This is a genomic window from Thermomonas flagellata, from assembly GCF_022419185.1.
GTDB lineage: Bacteria > Pseudomonadota > Gammaproteobacteria > Xanthomonadales > Xanthomonadaceae > Thermomonas > Thermomonas flagellata.
In genome coordinates this window covers 23198-40475 of record NZ_JAJOZK010000002.1, presented here as the reverse complement: position 1 = coordinate 40475, position 17278 = coordinate 23198, and the positions used below count along the sequence as shown (strand labels likewise).

The following is a 17278-nucleotide window of genomic DNA, read 5'->3' as shown; positions in this document are numbered from 1 at the left end:
GGATGCGCCTGGACCTGTCCCGCCTCGGCCTGCGCCAGCAGTGGCTGGGGCTGTTCGGGCTGTTCCTCGCCACCGGGGTGCTGCTGCTGGCGCTGGACCAGCTCGGGCAATGGCTGGTGCGGCAGTCGCTGCAGCAGATCCGCAGCGACGTGCTGGCGGAGATGGCCGACCTGAACCGGCTGGCGGAGGCCTACCGCAGCGGGGTGGTGGACACCACGGTCAAGGCCCGGCACGCGCTGATCCAGCGGGACCACGCGCGCGCCCGGCTCGGGGACGCGCGCGCGGCGATCGAGGCCGGTTGGCGCGCGCTGCAGGCGCGCCCGCTGCAGGGCGCGGAGCGTACGCTGCTGGCGCAGGCGCTGCAGTCGCGCGAGCGCGCCGACGCCGCGGCGGCGGTGATCGCGCGTGCGCTGGAGAACGACGACCTGCGCGCGCAGGCGCAGTTCATCGACCACGAGCTGTATCCCGCGGTGGATCCGCTCGCCGCCGACCTGCAGCAGCTGGCCGCGCTCGCGCAGCAGCGCGCCGACGCGCAGGCCGAGCGCGCGCTGCGGCTGGCGCGCTGGCTCGGCTGGCTGCAGGTGGCGGTGGTCGCGGCCAGCCTGCTGCTGCTGGCCTGGGTCGGGCGGCGGATCGTGCGCAACGGCTACCGCGGGGTGGAGACCCTGGTCGAGCTGGCGCGCCGGATGCAGGCGCACGACTACGCCGCGCAGCCGCGCTACCGCGCCAGCGGCGAACTGGGCGAGGTGCTCGACAGCTTCCTGCGCCTGCGCGCGCACGTGCAGCGCATGGAGCAGCAGCTGACCGAGCAGCTGCGCCAGACCGACCGCGTGCGCGAGGCGCTGGAGCGGCGCGAGCACTTCCAGCGCCTGCTGCTGGAGGCGGCGCCGACCGCGATCCTCGCGGTCGATGCCGAGGGCGTGTTCACCCAGGTCAACCCGTTCGCCGAGCAACTGCTGGGCTGGCCGGCCGCGACCCTGGTCGGGCGCGAGCGGCTGGACCGCATCCTCGACCCGGAGGCGCTGTCCGTGCTGGCCGCGGCGCTGTCCGAGGCCTATGCGCAGCCGGTGGCGGCGGACTGGACCGCGCTGCGCGCGCTGGCGCTGCACCACGAGGCCCCGCGCGAGTTCGCCCTGCGCCACCAGCGCGGGCGGCGGCTGCCGGTGCAGCTGGCGCTGGCGGCCATGCGCGACGACACCGGCGCGCTGGTCGGGCTGCTGGCGGTGGCCACCGACCTCACTGCGACCAAGCGCCTGGAGCACGCCCTGCGCGACAGCGAGGCGCGCGCGCACGAGGCCAACCGGGCCAAGAGCGCGTTCCTGGCGGCGATGAGCCACGAGATCCGCACCCCGATGATCGGCGTCACCGGGATGCTCGAGATCCTCGCCCACACCCCGCTGGATGCCGAGCAGCGGCAGGCGCTGAACGTGGTGCAGGCCTCGGCCCAGACCCTGCTGCGGATCATCGGCGACATCCTGGACTTCTCCAAGATCGAGGCCGGCCGGCTGGAGATCGAACCGGTGCCGACCGCGCTGCCGGAGCTGGTGCGCAGCGTCACCGCCAGCCATGCCGGCTCCGCCTCGAGCAAGGGCCTCGGCCTGCGCTGCGAGATCGACCCGCGGATCGGCCCGGCGCACTACGCCGACCCGGTGCGGCTGCGCCAGATCCTCGGCAATTTCCTGTCCAACGCGATCAAGTTCACCCGCGAGGGCGGGGTGCAGGTGGCGCTGGAATGGCGCGGCGAGGACCCGGCGCAGGGCGCGCTCGGCGCCGACCAGCTGGTGTTCCGGGTCAGCGACAGCGGCATCGGGATCAGCCCGGAGGCGCAGGCGCGGCTGTTCCAGCCCTTCGCCCAGGCCGAGGCCGACACCACCCGCCGCTTCGGCGGGACCGGCCTCGGCCTGGCGATCAGCCGGCGCCTGGCCGAACTGATGGGCGGCACGGTCGAGATGGAGTCGGTGCCGGGGATCGGCACCACCCTGCGCCTGCACCTGACCCTGGCGCGCGCGCCGGCGGAGGCGCTGCCGCAGGCCAGCCTGCCCGGCGACGGCCGCGGCGGCTTCCGCCCGCGGCGGCTGCCGACCGTGGCCGAGGCCGAGCAGGCCGGACGGCTGGTCCTGCTGGTGGACGACCACCCGACCAACCGCCAGGTGATCCAGCGCCAGCTGGCGCTCGCCGGCTACGCCGCGGAGACCGCCGAGGACGGCCGCGAGGGCCTGCAGCGCTGGCGCAGCGGGCGCTACGGGCTGGTCCTCACCGACGTGCACATGCCGCACATGGACGGCTACCAACTCGCGCGCGCGATCCGCGAGGAGGAGGCCCGCGGCGGGCGCGCGCGCACCCCGATCGTGGCGCTCACCGCCTCCGCACTGAAGGGCGAGGCCGAGCGCTGCCTCGGCGCGGGCATGGACGACTACATGGCCAAGCCGGTCGGCCTGCAGGCGCTGGACGCCTGCCTGCGGCGCTGGTTGCCGCTGCCGGACGCGGATGCCGCGGCGCTGGCGGAGCCGGCCGCCGCGCTGCCGCAGCTGGAACAGCCGCCGCCGCTGGACCCGGCGGTGCTGGACGCGCTGACCGGCGGCGACGATGGCGAGGTGCGCGCGCTGCTCATCGACTTCCTCGCCAGCTGCGACGACGACCTCGCGCAGGCGCAGGCCCGGCACGGCGCCGGCGACCTGCCCGGGCTGGCGCGCCAGGCGCACAAGCTCAAGGGCGCGGCGCGCCTGGTCGGCGCGCAGGAGCTGGCGCAGGCGGCGGAGCGGCTGGAGGCGGCCGCGCGCGAGGCGGCCTGGGACCGGGTGCTGCCGGCCGCGAGCGACGTGGAGACCGCGCTGGCGCGGCTGCGCCTGCACGTGGCCGCGCGCTGGCCGGGCTGAGCCCGCGCCGGTGTACGCTTGGCGCATGCCGGCAGCGGAGGGGCGCGCATGAAGATCTGGCTGGTCGCCTGCGCCAAGGGCGGGGTCGGCAAGACCACGCTCGCCACCCAGCTGGTCGCGGCCACCGCCGCGGATGGCCACGCCTGCGCCCTGGTGGATGCCGATCCGCAGCAGTCGGCGACCCGCTGGGCGATGCGCCGCGCCGCCCTCGGCGCCGCGCCGCTGGCGTGGGTGGACGGCACCCGCAAGGGCTGGCGCAAGGCGCTGCCCGACGCGACGCGGCGGGTGGTGGTGGACACCCCGGCCGGGGCCGACCGCGACACGCTCGAGGGCTTCCTCGACGAGGCGGACGCCCTCTTGGTGCCGGTGCAGCCCTCGGCGCTGGACCTGGAGGCCGCCGCGCGCTTCCTGCAGGACGTCGCCCGCCATCCGCGCATCCGCAAGGGCAAGCTGCGGGTCGGGCTGGTCGGCAACCGCCTGCGCCCGCACACCCTGGCCAGCCAGCAGGCGCTGGAGCAGCTGCAGGCCTGGCCGTTCCCGCTGGTCGCCCAGCTGCGCGACAGCCAGGCCTACGTGGTGCTGACCGGGCTTGGGCGCAGCCTGTTCGACTACCACTCGGCGCAGGTGCGCGAGCACCAGGCCGACTGGGCCCCGCTGCAGCGCTGGCTGCAGGCCGCCTGACCCCCCGGAGGAGCCGCCGATGCGCACCCTGATCCTGCTGCGCCATGCCCATGCCGAGCCGGCCGCGCCCGGCCAGGACGATGCCGAGCGCCCGCTGTCCGACCTCGGCCGGCGCGAGGCCGCCGCGGCCGGCGACTGGCTGCGCGCGCACGCCCTGCAACCGGCGCGCGTGCTGTGCTCGCCGGCGCGGCGCACGCGCGAGACCCTGGCCGGACTCGGCGCGCTCGGCGCGCCCGAGGTGCGGCTGGAGCCGGCGATCTACGACGCCACCGCCGGCACCCTGATGGCGGTGCTGGAGGCCGAGCGCGACGCCGACAGCGTGCTGCTGGTCGGGCACAACCCCGGCCTGGAGCACCTGCTGGCCTTGCTGCACAGCGGCCAGTCCGGCGACTTCCGCGGAATGCCGCCGGCGGCGATCGCCTGGCTTGTGCTGCCGGACCAGGCCGTGATCGAACCGGGCGTGGCCCGCCTGCGCGAGTTCTGGTGGCCTTGACCGGCGCGGCGCGGGTCGCCGCGTCCCTGTTCGCGGTGCTGGCACTGCTGGCGGCCGCCGGCTGCGCCAGCCTCGGCGCGCCGGCGCGCGCGCAGGCGGAGGCGATCGCCGTGGCCGCGCAATCGCACGCGCTGGACTGCGCCGCGGCGGAGGCCTGCGCGGCGCCCTCGCCGTTGCATGCGCTGGCCGCGCGCGCCGCGGCCGAGTCCAGCCCAGACCGGCCGCGCCACCTCCTGCGCCTGCTCGACGACGGCCCGGAGGCGCTGGCGGCGCGGATCGCGCTGGTGCGCAGCGCGCGCCGCAGCATCGACCTGCAGACCTACATCTTCGCCGAGGACGACAGCGGCTGGCTGTTGCTGCAGGAACTGGCCGCCGCCGCCCGCCGCGGGGTGCAGGTGCGGGTGCTGGTCGACCAGCTGTCGGCGTTCGCGCAGGTGCGCACCCTGGCCGCGCTGGCGTCGCTGCATGCCAACTTCGCCCTGCGCCTGTACAACCCGGTGCTGGACCGCGCGCGGCTGTCGCTGCCGATGTACGCGGTCGCCTCCGCCTGCTGCTGGCGCCAGCTCAACCGGCGCATGCACAACAAGCTGCTGCTGGTGGACGACGCGCTGGCGATCACCGGCGGGCGCAACGTTCAGGACGTGTACTTCGACTGGGGCGAGGACTACAACTTCCGCGACCGCGACCTGCTCTTGGCCGGGCCGGAGACCGCGGCGATGGCGCGCAACTTCCAGGCCTTCTGGGACTCGCCCTACAGCGTGCCGGCGGCGCGCCTGGGGGATGTCGCCGGCTACCTGCGCGCGCACGGCGCGCCGGCGCTGGCGCCGCCGCCGTACCGCCGCCCGCAGCGGGTGCAGGCGCTACAGGCCGAGGCGGGCGACCCGCAGTGGCAGCAGGCGCACCTGGTCGACCCCGCGCTGGCGGTCGGCCCGGTGCGCTTCATCGCCGACGGCCCGCGCAAGCACCGCGCGGAGGTGGATCCGCGGCAGGCGCCGGAACCGGCCGGGGCGGCGCTGCGCGCGTTGGTGGCCGGCGCGCAGTCGGAGATCCTGCTGCAGACGCCGTACCTGGTGCTGTCGCAGCAGGCCCAGCACGTGTTCCGCCAGCTGCACCGGCAGCCGGCCCCGCCGCGAGTGCAGATCTCCACCAACAGCCTGGCCGCGACCGACGCCTTCATCGCCTACGCGCTGTCGTACAAGTACAAGCGCCGCTACCTGCGCGACTTCGGCTTTGAGATCCACGAGTTCAAGCCGTTCCCGGCCGCGGCGCCGCTGCGGTTGGATGCGCTCGGGGTGGACCTGCCGGACGCGCCGCCCGCGCCGGCGACGCCCGCGCCGCGCGGACTGCAGGCGCGCCGGCTGGCCGCGCACCGCCTGCGCGAGGCGCCGGAGAGCGAATCGGCGCGCTGGGGTATCTTCCCCTCCGGCGGCTTGCCGGTGCGCCTGCGCGAGGCCGGGCTGCGCATGGGCCTGCACGCCAAGTCGCTGGTGGTGGACGGGCGGGTCGGGGTGGTCGGCAGCCACAACTTCGACCCGCGCGGGGACCACTGGAACACCGAGAGTGCGGTGTTGGTCGCGGACCCGGCGTTCGCCGCCGCGCTGGCCGCCAGCATCCGCCGCGACATGGCGCCGGAGAACGCCTGGACGATCGGCCGCCGCGACCCGTCGCCGCTCCTGCCCGGCCTTGAATTCACCCTGGCGCGGCTGTCCGAGCGGATGCCGCTGTTCGACCTGTGGCCGGTCAAGTACGCGACCAGCTACCAGTTCGTGCCCGGGCCGGACTGCCCGGCGCCGCCATCGCCGTTCGCTCCCGACTTCCGCCGCTGCCACGTGCCGGTCGGCGACTTCCCCGAGGTGGACATGGGTGTGAAGTGGCTCGGCGTGCGCCTGTTCACCGCGTTCGGGGCCGGGCTGCGGCCGATCCTGTAGCGGCCCCTCCGGCGCCGCGGCCGGCAGCGGCGCATTGACGGCACCGCGCCGGCTGCCTAGGCTGCGCCGGCGCTTCCCCCGCGCAGGCACGCCCCCGAGGAACGGACGCCATGCCCGAGTTCACCTGGCCGGCCGCGGCCACCGTCGCGGCGATCAACGCCCATGCCGCCGGCACCCTGATGCAGACCCTCGGCATCGAGTTCACCGAACTCGGGCCCGGCTACCTGCGCGCGCGCATGCCGGTCGATGCGCGCACCCACCAGCCCTACGGCCTGCTGCACGGCGGCGCCTCGGCGGCGCTGGCGGAGACGGTCGCCAGCGTCGGCGGCATGCTGCTGGCCGGCGGCGGCGCGGTGGTCGGGCTGGAGCTGAACGCCAACCACCTGCGCGCAGTGCGCGCCGGCTCGGTCACCGCCACCGCGCGCCCGCTGCACGTGGGCCGCAGCACCCAGGTCTGGGACATCCGGATCGAGGATGGCGAAGGGCGGCTGGTGTGCGCGAGCCGGCTGACCCTGGCGGTGCTGCCGCAGCCGCCCGGGGCAGAGCCAGCGGCGCCGTGAGCCTGCGCCTCGGCTAAGCTTGCCGGCCATGCCCGACCGCGCCTCCGCCGCACCGCTGCGCCGCCTGCTGCGCTACGGCTACCGCCTGCCGCTGCTGGCCTGGCACCTGCTGGTCGCCCTGCCGCTGGTGCTGTTGGTGATCGCGTTCGGCGGCGAGGCGCGCGCGCACGCCGCGATCCGCTGGTGGGCACGCGGCCTGCTGCGGGTGTTCGGCCTGCGCGTGCAGCGCCGCGGCGAACCATTGCCCGGCGGCACCCTGTTCGTGGCCAACCACGTCAGCTGGGTGGATATCGTCGCCCTGCACTCGCAGCACATGATGGGCTTCATCGCCAAGGCCGAGATCCGCGGCTGGCCGGTGGTCGGCTGGCTGACCACGCACGCGGAGACCATCTTCCTGCAGCGCGGCAACGCCGACTCGCTGGGACGGGTGATGGTGGAGATGGTGGCGCGCCTGCGCGCCGGGCGCGCGGTCGCGGCGTTCCCGGAGGGCGGCACCCGCGACGGCGGCGAGGTCGGCCCGTTCCATGCGCGCATCTTCGCCACCGCGATCGAGGCCGGCGCGCCGGTGCAGCCGGTCGCATTGTGCTACGGCGAGGGCTGCGCGGCGCAGCGGATCGTGGCGTTCGCCCCGCGCGAGAGCTTCCTCGGCAATTTCCTGCGCCTGCTCGGCGAGCCGGCGCGCCCGGTCACCGTGTGGTTCCTGCCGCCGATCCCGGCGCAGGCGCACAGCGGCCGGCGCGCGATCGCCGAGGCCGCGCGCGCGCAGGTGCTGGCGGCGATGGCGCAGGCATGAGCCTGGCGCGCAGCCCGTACCGCCCGCCGCGCCTGCTGCGCAGCCCGCACCTGCAATCGCTGCTCGCGTCCAGTCCGCTGCGCGGGCTGCGCGCGCGCCGGCGCCTGCTGCAGGCCCCGGCGCGGCACGAACCGGTGCTGCTGGAGCTGGCCGACGGGGTGCGCCTGCAGGGCGTGTACAGCGCGCCGGCGGCGACGCCGCGCGCGCTGGTGCTGCTGCTGCACGGCTGGGAGGGCAGCCTCGACTCCAGCTACATGCGCCTGACCGCGGCGCGCCTGCTGCAGGCGGGGGCTGCGGTGTTCCGGCTCAACTTCCGCGACCACGGCGACACCCACCACCTCAATCCCGGGCTGTTCCACTCCAACCGCCTGGACGAGGTGGTGCAGGCCGCGGCCGAGGTCGCCGCGCGCTGGCCGATCCGGCCATACTTCGCTGCCGGCTACTCGCTCGGCGGCAACTTCGCGCTGCGCCTGGGCCTGCGCGCGGATCCGCAGCGGCTGCCACTGCAGAAGGTGGCGGCGGTGTGCCCGGTGCTCGACCCGGCGCGCACGATGGACGCGATGGAGCGCGGCTGGCCGGTGTACCTGCGCTACTTCGAGCGCAAGTGGCGCGGGTCGCTGGCGCGCAAGCGGCGGCTGTTCCCGCAACTACATGGGTTCGACGACGCCGTGCTGCGCCTGCGCATGCGCGCGCTGACCGCGTGGATGGTCGCGCGCCACACCGACTTCCCCGACCTCGACGCCTATTTCGACGGCTACCGCGTGGCCGGTGGCCGCCTGCGCGCGCTGGCGGTGCCGGCCGATATCCTGATGGCGGCCGACGACCCGGTGATCCCGACCGCCGGCTTCGGCGCGCTGGCGCGCCTGCCGCGGGTGCACGTGGAGCTGGCCCGCCACGGCGGCCACTGCGGCTTCATCGAACGCGCCAGCCTCGACGGCTACGCCGAGCGCTGGGTGGTACAACGCCTGCTCGGCGCTCCCGCCGATGCCGATTCCAAGTCCGGAGACACGCCATGATCCTGCGCAGCGACAGCTTCGAGCACCGCCAGCCGATCCCGCCGGAGTTCGCCCTCGGCGCGCCGGGCGGCGGCTTCGGCGGCAACCGCAACCCACACCTGGCCTGGGACGCGGTGCCGGCCGGCACCGCTTCGTTCGCCCTGCTGTGCATCGACCCGGATGCCCCGACCGATCCGGCGCTGGTCGCGGACGCCGCCACCCCGATCCCGGTCGAGCACCCGCGCGGCGACTTCGTGCACTGGGTGGTCGCCGACCTGCCGGCCGACCTGCGCCAGATCGCGGCCGGCAGCTGTAGCGACGGGGTGACCGTGCACGGCAAGCCGGCCGGCCTGGATGCCGGCGGTCGCCGCGGCCTCAACGACTACACCGGCTGGTTCGCCGCGGATCCGGCGATGGCCGGCGACTACCACGGCTACGACGGGCCCTACCCGCCGCCGCACGATCTGCGCGTGCACCGCTACTTCTTCCGCCTGTTCGCATTGGACGTGCCGACCCTGGCGCTGCCGGCGCGCTTCGGCGCCGGCGAGGTGCTGCGCGCGCTGCACGGCCACGTGCTGGCGGAGGCGGCGCTGTACGGCACCTACAGCCTGCACGGCTGACGCGCGCCGGCCGCGCTCACGGTTCGCGCGCGGACTCCACCACCATGTCCAGCACGTAGGCATAACGCGACGCATCGGCGGGCGGATTGGGCACGTCGTAGCGGTCGATCCGCAGCACGTTGCGGATGCCGTCGGCATGCGTGTAGCCCTCGATCTGGCCGGAGAACGGCTGGAACGGCCCCGGCGCGCCGCGCCGGAGGCCGTTGGCGTCGTACTCCAGCTCGCGCACCTGCAGGCAGCGTGCGTTGGGGATCAGCGGATGCGCGCACGGCGCGTCGTGCGCCGCCACCTCGAGGAAGATCCGGGTCGGCGGCCCGCCGTAGCGGGTCTGCGCGGTCGGCGCGCCGGCGAACACCAGGGTGTCGCCGGCGGCATTGCGCAGCTGCAGCCGCGGCGGATCGCCGGCCTGCGCGGTGACCGCAAGCGTGCCCTCCAGGCGCCGGCCGATCTGCGTGTCCAGCGCCATCACCGCCGGATCCGGGCAGGCCATCATGGTCGCGGCCAGCCGCGCCACGACCAGTTGCCCGCCTTCCAGCGCATAGCCACCGACCAGCCGGTTGCAGGCGTTGCTCACCGCGAGCCGGCCGCCGCGGAAGTCCAGCTGCAGCGGCGCGTCCGCACGCACGAACAGGGCATCGATGCGGCGACCGTCGGAGGCGCGCGCGTCCGTGAGCCGCCAGTGGTAGCGCGGCAGTTCCTCTGCCAGCGCAGTCGCCTGGGCGGTATCGGCGCCCGCTCCGGGCGCGGCAGGCGCCGGCGCGCGCGGGCAAGCGCTGAGCAGCAGGGAGGACAGGGCCAGGATGAACCAGCGGTGCATGGCGATGCTCCCCTTGCGGTGATGCCGCCATCCCGAGTGATCCCAAGTTATGCCGGCGTGAACGCGCTCAGGCCCCGGCCGGCAGCCACAGCAGCAGCGCGATCCCGAGCAGCAGGCGGTACACCGCGAACGCGGTGAAGCGGTGGCGCTGGATGTAGTGCAGCAGCCACTTCACCGCCACGAACGCAGTGATCGCGGCGGCCACGAACGCCACCGCCAGCGCGCTCCAGTCCTCGCCGGCGCCGCCGCCGGCCTTGAGCGTGCCGAGCAACTCGTAGCCGGTGGCCGCGAACATGGTGGGGATGCCGACCACGAACGCGAACTCGGTGGCGGCGGCACGGTTGGTGGTGCCGGCCAGCAGGGCGACGAAGATGGTGGCGGCACTGCGCGAGGTGCCCGGGAACACGCCGGCGGCGATCTGCGCGGCGCCCACCAGCAGCGCCACGGTCCAGGTGATCGCGGTGCGCTCGCCCTCGCGCGCGGCGCGGCGCGCGGCCAACTGCTCGGCCAGCACCATCCACACCGCGCCGATCACCAGCGCCCACGCCACCGGTGTCACCGTCTCCGGCAGGCGCCAGCCCAGCTTCTTCACCAGCAGCCCGCCGACCGCGGTGACCAGGAAGGCGGCGATCAGCTTGAAGGCGTAGTCGCGCGACTGCGCCGGGCTGGCGGTCTGTCCCAGCGGGTCGTAGGCGGCGGGCGCGTCCCGGCCGAGGAAGGCCAGCAGCATGCCCCACAGCCGCTTCCAGTAGATCAGCGCCACCGCGAGGATCGCCCCGGCCTGGATGGCGATGTTGAACAGGTCGCTGCGCGCGCCCAGCCAGTGCTCGGCGATCAGCAGGTGGCCGGTGCTGGAGATCGGCAGGAATTCGGTGATGCCTTCGATGATGCCGAGCAGGAGCGCGGCGAGCAGGTCGTTCATGCGCGGGAGGGACCGGAAAGCAGCCGGCAGGATAGCCCAGCGACGTTAATTCCAGCTTGGTGCATCCGTTCGTGAAAATGCACCAATATAGTGCATACAGCCGAGCCGCCCGTCCCATCTTGATAGACAATCAATGGGTTGCAGGTTGGCACGCGGCTTGCTTGAGAGTGGGCATCGATCCTAATCCCCCTCGACATCATCCAAGTACCGGAGCCCCCGATGCCGCACCCGCAGGTAGAGCAGCTGATCCAGGACCACAAGGTCGAGTTCGTCGACCTGCGCTTCGTCGATATGCGAGGCGTGCAGCAGCACGTGACCTTCCCGGTGAGCATCGTCGAGCCGGCCCTGTTCGAGGACGGCAAGATGTTCGACGGCTCCTCGATCGCCGGCTGGAAGGGCATCAACGAATCCGACATGGTGCTGCTGCCGGACGCCAGCACGGCCTACATCGATCCGTTCTACGACGACCCGACCCTGGTGCTGACTTGCGACGTGCTCGACCCGGCCACCATGCAGGGTTATGCACGCTGCCCGCGCGGGGTCGCCAAGCGCGCCGAGGCCTACCTGAAGGCCAGCGGGATCGCGGACGCCGCGTTCTTCGGCCCGGAGCCGGAGTTCTTCGTGTTCGACGGCGTGCGCTTCGGCAACGAGATGGGCCACACCTTCTTCCAGATCGACTCCGAAGAGGCGGCATGGAGCAGCAGCGCTCAGATCGAGGGTGGCAACAGTGGCTACCGCCCGGGCATCAAGGGCGGCTACTTCCCGGTGCCGCCGACCGACTCGCTGCAGGACCTGCGGGCGGAGATGTGCAAGATCCTCGGCCAGGTCGGGATCGAGGTCGAGGTGCACCACCACGAGGTCGCCACCGCCGGGCAGTGCGAGATCGGCACCCGCTTCAACACCCTGGTGAAGAAGGCCGACGACCTGCTCACGCTCAAGTACATCGTCAAGAACGTGGCCTACCGCCACGGCAAGACCGCGACCTTCATGCCCAAGCCGATCGTCGGCGACAACGGCTCCGGCATGCACGTGCACCAGTCGCTGGCCAAGGGCGGGCAGAACCTGTTCTCCGGTGACGGCTACGGCGGCCTGTCGCAGCTGGCGCTGTGGTACATCGGCGGCATCTTCAAGCACGCGCGCGCGATCAATGCCTTCAGCAACTCCGGCACCAACAGCTACAAGCGGCTGGTGCCGGGGTTCGAGGCGCCGGTGATGCTGGCGTATTCGGCACGCAACCGCTCGGCGAGCTGCCGCATCCCGTGGGTGTCCAACCCGAAGGCGCGCCGGATCGAGATCCGCTTCCCCGATCCGCTGCAGTCCGGCTACCTCACCTTCGCCGCGCTGATGATGGCCGGCCTGGACGGGATCAAGAACCAGATCGATCCGGGCGCGCCCAGCGACAAGGACCTCTACGACCTGCCGCCGGAGGAGGAGAAGAACATCCCGCAGGTCTGCCACAGCCTGGACCAGGCGCTGGAGGCGCTCGACGCCGACCGCGACTTCCTCAAGGCCGGCGGCGTGTTCTCCGACGACTTCATCGACGGCTACATCGCGCTCAAGATGCAGGAGGTGACCCGCTTCCGCGCGGCCACCCATCCGCTGGAATACCAGATGTACTACGCCGTGTGAGGCGCGCGGCGCGCGCGGCTCGGGCCGCGCGCGCCGCGAGAGTGGGGAGCGGGTTGCGCGGCGCCGGCGCGATCCGCGGGGAGACGCCAGGAAGGCGGGAAACGACAACGGGGACGGGCGCAGGGCGCGCGGCTGCAGAGGCCGGTGTCCGGGCAACACGCGGTACTGAATGACCGGGGAGGGCTCATCCACCAGGGAGCCTTGCGTCATGTCCAAGCCATCGCGTTCCGGCCGGGGGTGCCGGTCACGTCGTGTCATGCCCCGTGCGGCCGGCCTTGCCGTCGGTCTCGCCGGTGTCCTGCTGGCGGCGTCCGCACACGCCGGCGCCAGCGGCAGCATTGCCGTCACCAGCGACTACATCTACCGCGGCATCACGCAGACCAATGCCAAGCCGGCCGTGCAGGCGGGCATGGAGTATGCAGCGGACAGCGGCCTCTACCTCGGCGCCTGGGGCAGCAGCATCAGCTGGCTGTCCGATCTGTCCACCCCGACCGCGCCGATCAGCAGCAGCGTCGAGCTGGATGCCTACGGCGGCTGGCGCGGCAAGCTCAGCGAGGCGCTGAGCGTTGATGTCGGCCTGGCCTACTACGGGTATCCCGGCAGATTCCCGGCCGGCTTCAACAGTGCCGATACCGCCGAGGTCTACGCCGGTGCGACCCTCGCCGCCAATGAGGCCCTGAGTCTGGGAGCGAAGTACTCGGTCTCGGTCACCGACCTGTTCGGTTACACCAACTCGTCCGGCAGCAGCTACCTCGATCTGAACGCCACCCTCAACCTCGCGGATGGCTGGAGCGTCGGCGCACATGCCGGCCGGCAATGGATCAAGTCCAACCGCGCCTACGAGTACACCGACTGGAAGCTGGGCGTCACCAAGGCGTTCGCCAACGGCGTCTCGCTGGCGGCGGCATGGACCGATACCGACGCGGATGCCGCGCTGTACACCAATGCGTACGGGCGCAACACCGCGCGCGGGACGCTCGCGGTCACGCTGACCAAGGCCTTCTGAGGGGATGCCATGAAGCTGATCACCGCCATCATCCGCCCGTTCAAGCTCGACGAGGTGCGCGAGGCGCTGGGCGAGGTCGGGGTATCCGGCCTCACCGTCACCGAGGTCAAGGGCTTCGGCCGCCAGAAGGGGCATACCGAGCTCTACCGCGGCGCCGAGTACGTGGTCGACTTCCTGCCCAAGCTCAAGGTCGAGACCGCGGTCACCGACGCCATGTACGACGCCGCGGTCGAGGCGATCGCGCGCGCCGCCGGCACCGGCAAGGTCGGCGACGGCAAGCTGTTCGTCACCGAGCTGCACCAGGTCATCCGCATCCGCACCGGCGAGGTCGACGCCGATGCGCTCTGAGCCCGCGAAGGAGACTCCCATGTCCCGATCCTCCCGACGGCCCGCCGGGGCCGTGACCCGGCTGCGCGGCCTGCTGCTGGCCGGCCTGTGCACGCTGGCGCTCGGCCTCGCCGCGCCCGCGCGTGCCCAGGACGGCGCGGCCACGCCCGCCGCGGCACCTGCACCCAGCGCGAGCGCGCCCGCCGCGGCCAACGCCGGGGCGGAACCGGCCGCCGCGCCTGCCTCACCGGCGGTCGCCACGGCGGAACCGGCGTCCGCGCCGTCCGCCGCCGCCACTTCCGCATCGCCGCCGGCGCCAGCGGCGCCCAGCATCAGCAAGCCCGACACCATGTGGGTGCTGGTCTCGGCGGCACTGGTGATCTTCATGACCCTGCCGGGCCTGGCGCTGTTCTACGGCGGGCTGGTGCGCGCCAAGAACGTGCTGTCGATCCTGATCCAGAACCTGGCGGTGTTCGCGCTGGTGGCGGTGCTGTGGGCCCTGTACGGCTACAGCATCGCCTTCACCGAGGGCAACCCGTTCTTCGGCGGCACGGATCGCCTGCTCGCCCACGGCCTGGACGCCGCCGCGATCGGCGCCACCTTCAGCAAGGGCGTGTACATCCCGGAGCTGGCGTTCTTCGTGTTCCAGGGTGCGTTCGCCAGCATCACCTGCGCGCTGATCGTCGGCGCGTTCGCGGAGCGGGTGAAGTTCGCCGGGGTGCTGCTGTTCACCGCGCTGTGGTTCACCTTCGCCTACCTGCCGGTCGCGCACATGGTGTGGTTCTTCCCGGGCCCGGATGCGTTCACCGACGCCGCCGCGGCCGAGGCGGCGACCGCCCGCTCCGGTTTCCTGTGGGCCAAGGGCGCGCTCGACTTCGCCGGCGGCACCGTGGTCCACATCAATGCCGCGGTCGCCGGCCTGGTCGGGGCCTACGTGATCGGCAAGCGCACCGGCTACGGGCGCGAGGCGATCAAGCCGCACAACCTGACCCTGACCATGGTCGGCGCGTCGATCCTGTGGGTCGGCTGGTTCGGCTTCAACGCCGGCTCCGCGCTGGAGGCCGGCGGCACCGCGGCGCTGGCGTTCGTCAACACGTTCCTCGCCACCGCCGCTGCGGTGCTGGCCTGGTTGGCGGCGGAGTGGGTGCTCAAGGGCAAGCCTTCGCTGCTGGGCGCGGCCTCCGGCGCGGTCGCCGGGCTGGTCGCGATCACCCCCGCCGCGGGCCTGGTCGGGCTCAATGGCGCCCTGGTGATCGGCGCGCTCGCCGGCGTGCTGTGCCTGTGGGGGGTGAGCGGGCTCAAGCGCCTGCTGGGCGCGGACGACAGCCTGGACGTGTTCGGCGTGCACGGCGTGGGCGGGATCAGCGGCGCCCTGCTGACCGGGGTGTTCGCCGCGCCCGCGCTCGGCGGTGCCGGGATCTGGGACTACGTGCACGAGCGCGCGCTGCCGGACTACTCGATCGCGGCCCAGGTCTGGATCCAGGCGCAGGCGGTGCTGGTCACGGTCGCGCTGTCGGCCACGGTCGCACTGCTGGCGTTCCTGATCGTGAAGTACACGGTGGGCCTGCGGGTCAGCGTCGAGGCCGAGCGCGAGGGGCTGGACATCACCTCGCACGGCGAGTCCGCCTACGAGACCTGAGCCCGGCGCACATCGCTTCCGTCACCGGACGACCCTCCCCTCCGGCGACACGCGGGCAGCGGCGACGCTGCCCGCTTTTTCATGGGCGGGGTCAGGCCCCGTGCACCAGCGCCAGAAGCTCGCCGACCGTGCGGTGAGCCTCGACCGGATGCCGCAGGTGCACCGCGCGGTCGATCCGGTAGCGGTTGCGGCGGCCGTCGCGCACGCGCTCGAGCACGCCGGCCCGCTCCAGCTCCGCCACGATCCGCTGCACCGCGCGCTCGGTGATGCCGACCCGCGCGGCGACGTCGCGCAGCGCCAGCCCGTCCTCGGCGGCGAGGCAGAACAGCACGTGCGCGTGGTTGCTGAAGAACGTCCAGCCGGGCGCGGCGTCGGGCGCCGGCTCGGCCACGCGGCGCGGGGCCTTGACCCGGGCCGGATTGCGATCTTTAATACGCGACATATATTTCGTGATTTATCCTTCCGCAACCTGGAGCCGCCGATGTCCGCCGTCCTGCAGACCGCCCCCACCCCGCGATCCTACCCCGCCGCCCGCAGCGTGGCCGTCGCTCACGGCGACGGCATCGGCCCGGAGATCATGGACGCCGTGCTGCACGTGCTGGCCGAGGCCGGCGCGCCGCTGCGGCTGCTGCCGGTGACTCTCGGCGAGCGCGCCTACCGCGCCGGCGAGCGCGCCGGGATCGCGCCGGCGGCATGGGAGGTGATCGCCGAGCACGGGGTGCTGCTGAAGGCGCCGCTGACCACCCCGCAGGGCGGCGGCTACAAGAGCGTCAACGTCACCCTGCGCAAGACCCTCGGGCTGTTCGCCAACGTGCGCCCGTGCGTGGCCTATGCGCCCCACGTGGTTTCCGCGCATCCGGGGATGGACGTGGTGATCGTGCGCGAGAACGAGGAGGACACCTACGGCGGGATCGAGCACCGCCAGACCGACGAGGTGGTGCAGTGCCTGAAGCTGGTCAGCCGCCCGGGCTGCGAGCGGATCGTGCGGCACGCGTTCGACTACGCGCTGCGCAATGGCCGCCGCAAGGTCACCTGCATGACCAAGGACAACATCATGAAGCTGACCGACGGCCTGTTCCGGCGCGTGTTCGAGGAGGTCGCGGCGGACTACCCGCAGATCCAGAGCGAGCACCGCATCATCGACATCGGCGCCGCGCGCCTGGCCACCCGCCCGCGCGACTTCGACGTGGTGGTGACCCTGAACCTGTACGGCGACATCCTCTCCGACATCGCCGCCGAGCTGGCCGGCTCGATCGGGATGGCCGCCTCCGCCAACATCGGCCTGCACGGAGCGATGTTCGAGGCGGTGCACGGCTCGGCGCCGGACATCGCCGGCCGCGACGTGGCCAATCCCTCCGGCCTGCTGCAGGCGGCGGTGATGCTGCTGGTGCACCTGGGCCTGCCGGAGGAGGCCGCGCGCATCCACAACGCCTGGCTGTGCACGCTGGAGGACGGCGTGCACACCGCCGACATCGCCGGCCACGGCACACGCCGGCAGGTCGGCACCCGCGCGTTCGCGCAGGCGGTGGCGCAGCGCCTGGGGCGCCGCCCGCAGCAGCTGCCTGCGGTGGCCTATGCCCGCGCCGACGCGCCCGCGCCGACGGCCGCGGCGGCGGCGACCGCGCCTGTGCCCGCGGCGCGCAAGACCTGCCACGGCCTCGACGTGTTCCTGCACTGGGACGCGCCGGGGCGCGACCCGGAGGCGCTCGCCGCGCGCCTGCAGCCGCTGGCGGGCGAGGCCTTCCGGCTAGCGGTGATCACCAACCGCGGGGTCAAGGTGTGGCCGCAGGGCCGGCCGGAGACCTTCCGCACCGACCACTGGCGCTGCCGCTTCCTGCACCGCGACGGCGATGCCAGCCCGCAGGCGCTGGCCGCCCTGCTGGCGCGGATCGCCGACGCCGGGCTGGATTGGATCAAGAACGAGCAGCTGTACGCGTTCGACGGCCAGCCCGGCTTCAGCGCCGCGCAGGGCGAGTGAACCCGGCGCCGCGC

General features: G+C 73.5%; 16 protein-coding genes. 13 read left to right on the top strand and 3 right to left on the bottom strand.

Going from position 1 to position 17278, the window contains the following annotated elements; all coding sequences use genetic code 11:
- The first annotated feature begins 2 nt into the window (after positions 1-2).
- The 8 genes from ML340_RS02415 (at position 3) to ML340_RS02380 (ending at position 8946) form a co-directional block, all read left to right on the top strand.
- Positions 3-2876: an ATP-binding protein gene (locus tag ML340_RS02415; RefSeq protein ID WP_240096313.1), complete on the top strand. Its 2874-nt coding sequence runs from the start codon at positions 3-5 to the stop codon at positions 2874-2876.
- Positions 2877-2924: 48 nt separating this feature from the next.
- A complete protein-coding gene (locus tag ML340_RS02410; RefSeq protein WP_240096311.1) occupies positions 2925-3557 on the top strand; it encodes a ParA family protein in 633 nt (210 codons plus the stop codon).
- A 19-nt stretch (positions 3558-3576) separates the two neighbouring features.
- Positions 3577-4050: a SixA phosphatase family protein gene (locus tag ML340_RS02405; protein ID WP_240096309.1), complete on the top strand. Its 474-nt coding sequence runs from the start codon at positions 3577-3579 to the stop codon at positions 4048-4050.
- Positions 4041-5978 carry a phospholipase D-like domain-containing protein gene (locus ML340_RS02400; protein WP_240096307.1) on the top strand — a complete coding sequence of 646 codons (1938 nt, stop codon included), beginning with the start codon at positions 4041-4043 and terminating at the stop codon, positions 5976-5978. The genes ML340_RS02405 and ML340_RS02400 overlap by 10 nt, the downstream gene beginning before the upstream one ends.
- 110 nt (positions 5979-6088) lie before the next feature.
- Positions 6089-6538 (top strand): hotdog fold thioesterase, encoded by a 450-nt coding sequence (locus ML340_RS02395; RefSeq protein WP_240096305.1) that lies wholly within the window; start codon positions 6089-6091, stop codon positions 6536-6538.
- A gap of 28 nt (positions 6539-6566) precedes the next feature.
- Positions 6567-7331 carry a lysophospholipid acyltransferase family protein gene (locus ML340_RS02390; protein WP_240096303.1) on the top strand — a complete coding sequence of 255 codons (765 nt, stop codon included), beginning with the start codon at positions 6567-6569 and terminating at the stop codon, positions 7329-7331.
- Positions 7332-7333: 2 nt separating this feature from the next.
- On the top strand, positions 7334-8347 hold the full coding sequence (locus ML340_RS02385; RefSeq protein ID WP_240096692.1) for a YheT family hydrolase: 1014 nt from the start codon (positions 7334-7336) through the stop codon (positions 8345-8347).
- A complete protein-coding gene (locus ML340_RS02380; RefSeq protein WP_240096301.1) occupies positions 8344-8946 on the top strand; it encodes a YbhB/YbcL family Raf kinase inhibitor-like protein in 603 nt (200 codons plus the stop codon). The genes ML340_RS02385 and ML340_RS02380 overlap by 4 nt, the downstream gene beginning before the upstream one ends.
- Before the next feature lie 16 nt (positions 8947-8962).
- Here ML340_RS02380 and ML340_RS02375 read toward each other — a convergent pair whose 3' ends face one another.
- Positions 8963-9763 carry an META and DUF4377 domain-containing protein gene (locus tag ML340_RS02375; protein ID WP_240096299.1) on the bottom strand — a complete coding sequence of 267 codons (801 nt, stop codon included), beginning with the start codon at positions 9761-9763 and terminating at the stop codon, positions 8963-8965.
- A gap of 67 nt (positions 9764-9830) precedes the next feature.
- Positions 9831-10685 (bottom strand): undecaprenyl-diphosphate phosphatase, encoded by an 855-nt coding sequence (locus ML340_RS02370; protein WP_240096297.1) that lies wholly within the window; start codon positions 10683-10685, stop codon positions 9831-9833.
- Between the two features lie 219 nt (positions 10686-10904).
- On the opposite strand from ML340_RS02370, the gene glnA reads away from it, so the two are divergent.
- The 4 genes from glnA (at position 10905) to ML340_RS02350 (ending at position 15286) form a co-directional block, all read left to right on the top strand.
- On the top strand, positions 10905-12314 hold the full coding sequence (gene glnA, locus ML340_RS02365; RefSeq protein WP_240096295.1) for a type I glutamate--ammonia ligase: 1410 nt from the start codon (positions 10905-10907) through the stop codon (positions 12312-12314).
- Positions 12315-12570: 256 nt separating this feature from the next.
- Positions 12571-13320 carry a TorF family putative porin gene (locus ML340_RS02360; RefSeq protein WP_240096293.1) on the top strand — a complete coding sequence of 250 codons (750 nt, stop codon included), beginning with the start codon at positions 12571-12573 and terminating at the stop codon, positions 13318-13320.
- 9 nt (positions 13321-13329) lie between these two features.
- A complete protein-coding gene (locus ML340_RS02355) occupies positions 13330-13668 on the top strand; it encodes a P-II family nitrogen regulator (protein ID WP_240096291.1) in 339 nt (112 codons plus the stop codon).
- Positions 13669-13741: 73 nt separating this feature from the next.
- A complete protein-coding gene (locus ML340_RS02350; RefSeq protein ID WP_425608264.1) occupies positions 13742-15286 on the top strand; it encodes an ammonium transporter in 1545 nt (514 codons plus the stop codon).
- Positions 15287-15377: 91 nt separating this feature from the next.
- On the opposite strand, the gene ML340_RS02345 is transcribed toward ML340_RS02350, so the two are convergent.
- On the bottom strand, positions 15378-15728 hold the full coding sequence (locus ML340_RS02345; RefSeq protein ID WP_240096287.1) for a winged helix-turn-helix domain-containing protein: 351 nt from the start codon (positions 15726-15728) through the stop codon (positions 15378-15380).
- 39 nt (positions 15729-15767) lie between these two features.
- Between ML340_RS02345 and ML340_RS02340 the strand changes: the two genes are divergently transcribed.
- Positions 15768-17264: an NADP-dependent isocitrate dehydrogenase gene (locus ML340_RS02340; RefSeq protein ID WP_240096286.1), complete on the top strand. Its 1497-nt coding sequence runs from the start codon at positions 15768-15770 to the stop codon at positions 17262-17264.
- Positions 17265-17278 lie beyond the last annotated feature (14 nt).

Excerpts from the sequence above, each read along its gene's own strand:
- ML340_RS02355 (WP_240096291.1), top strand. The coding sequence starts at position 13,330 with ATGAAGCTGATCACCGCCATCATCCGCCCGTTCAAGCTCGACGAGGTG.
- ML340_RS02405 (WP_240096309.1), top strand. The coding sequence starts at position 3,577 with ATGCGCACCCTGATCCTGCTGCGCCATGCCCATGCCGAGCCGGCCGCG.
- ML340_RS02345 (WP_240096287.1), bottom strand. The coding sequence starts at position 15,728 with ATGTCGCGTATTAAAGATCGCAATCCGGCCCGGGTCAAGGCCCCGCGC.
- ML340_RS02380 (WP_240096301.1), top strand. The coding sequence starts at position 8,344 with ATGATCCTGCGCAGCGACAGCTTCGAGCACCGCCAGCCGATCCCGCCG.
- ML340_RS02410 (WP_240096311.1), top strand. The coding sequence starts at position 2,925 with ATGAAGATCTGGCTGGTCGCCTGCGCCAAGGGCGGGGTCGGCAAGACC.
- ML340_RS02375 (WP_240096299.1), bottom strand. The coding sequence starts at position 9,763 with ATGCACCGCTGGTTCATCCTGGCCCTGTCCTCCCTGCTGCTCAGCGCT.
- ML340_RS02390 (WP_240096303.1), top strand. The coding sequence starts at position 6,567 with ATGCCCGACCGCGCCTCCGCCGCACCGCTGCGCCGCCTGCTGCGCTAC.
- ML340_RS02360 (WP_240096293.1), top strand. The coding sequence starts at position 12,571 with ATGCCCCGTGCGGCCGGCCTTGCCGTCGGTCTCGCCGGTGTCCTGCTG.
- ML340_RS02340 (WP_240096286.1), top strand. The coding sequence starts at position 15,768 with ATGTCCGCCGTCCTGCAGACCGCCCCCACCCCGCGATCCTACCCCGCC.
- glnA (WP_240096295.1), top strand. The coding sequence starts at position 10,905 with ATGCCGCACCCGCAGGTAGAGCAGCTGATCCAGGACCACAAGGTCGAG.
- ML340_RS02395 (WP_240096305.1), top strand. The coding sequence starts at position 6,089 with ATGCCCGAGTTCACCTGGCCGGCCGCGGCCACCGTCGCGGCGATCAAC.
- ML340_RS02370 (WP_240096297.1), bottom strand. The coding sequence starts at position 10,685 with ATGAACGACCTGCTCGCCGCGCTCCTGCTCGGCATCATCGAAGGCATC.
- ML340_RS02415 (WP_240096313.1), top strand. The coding sequence starts at position 3 with ATGCGCCTGGACCTGTCCCGCCTCGGCCTGCGCCAGCAGTGGCTGGGG.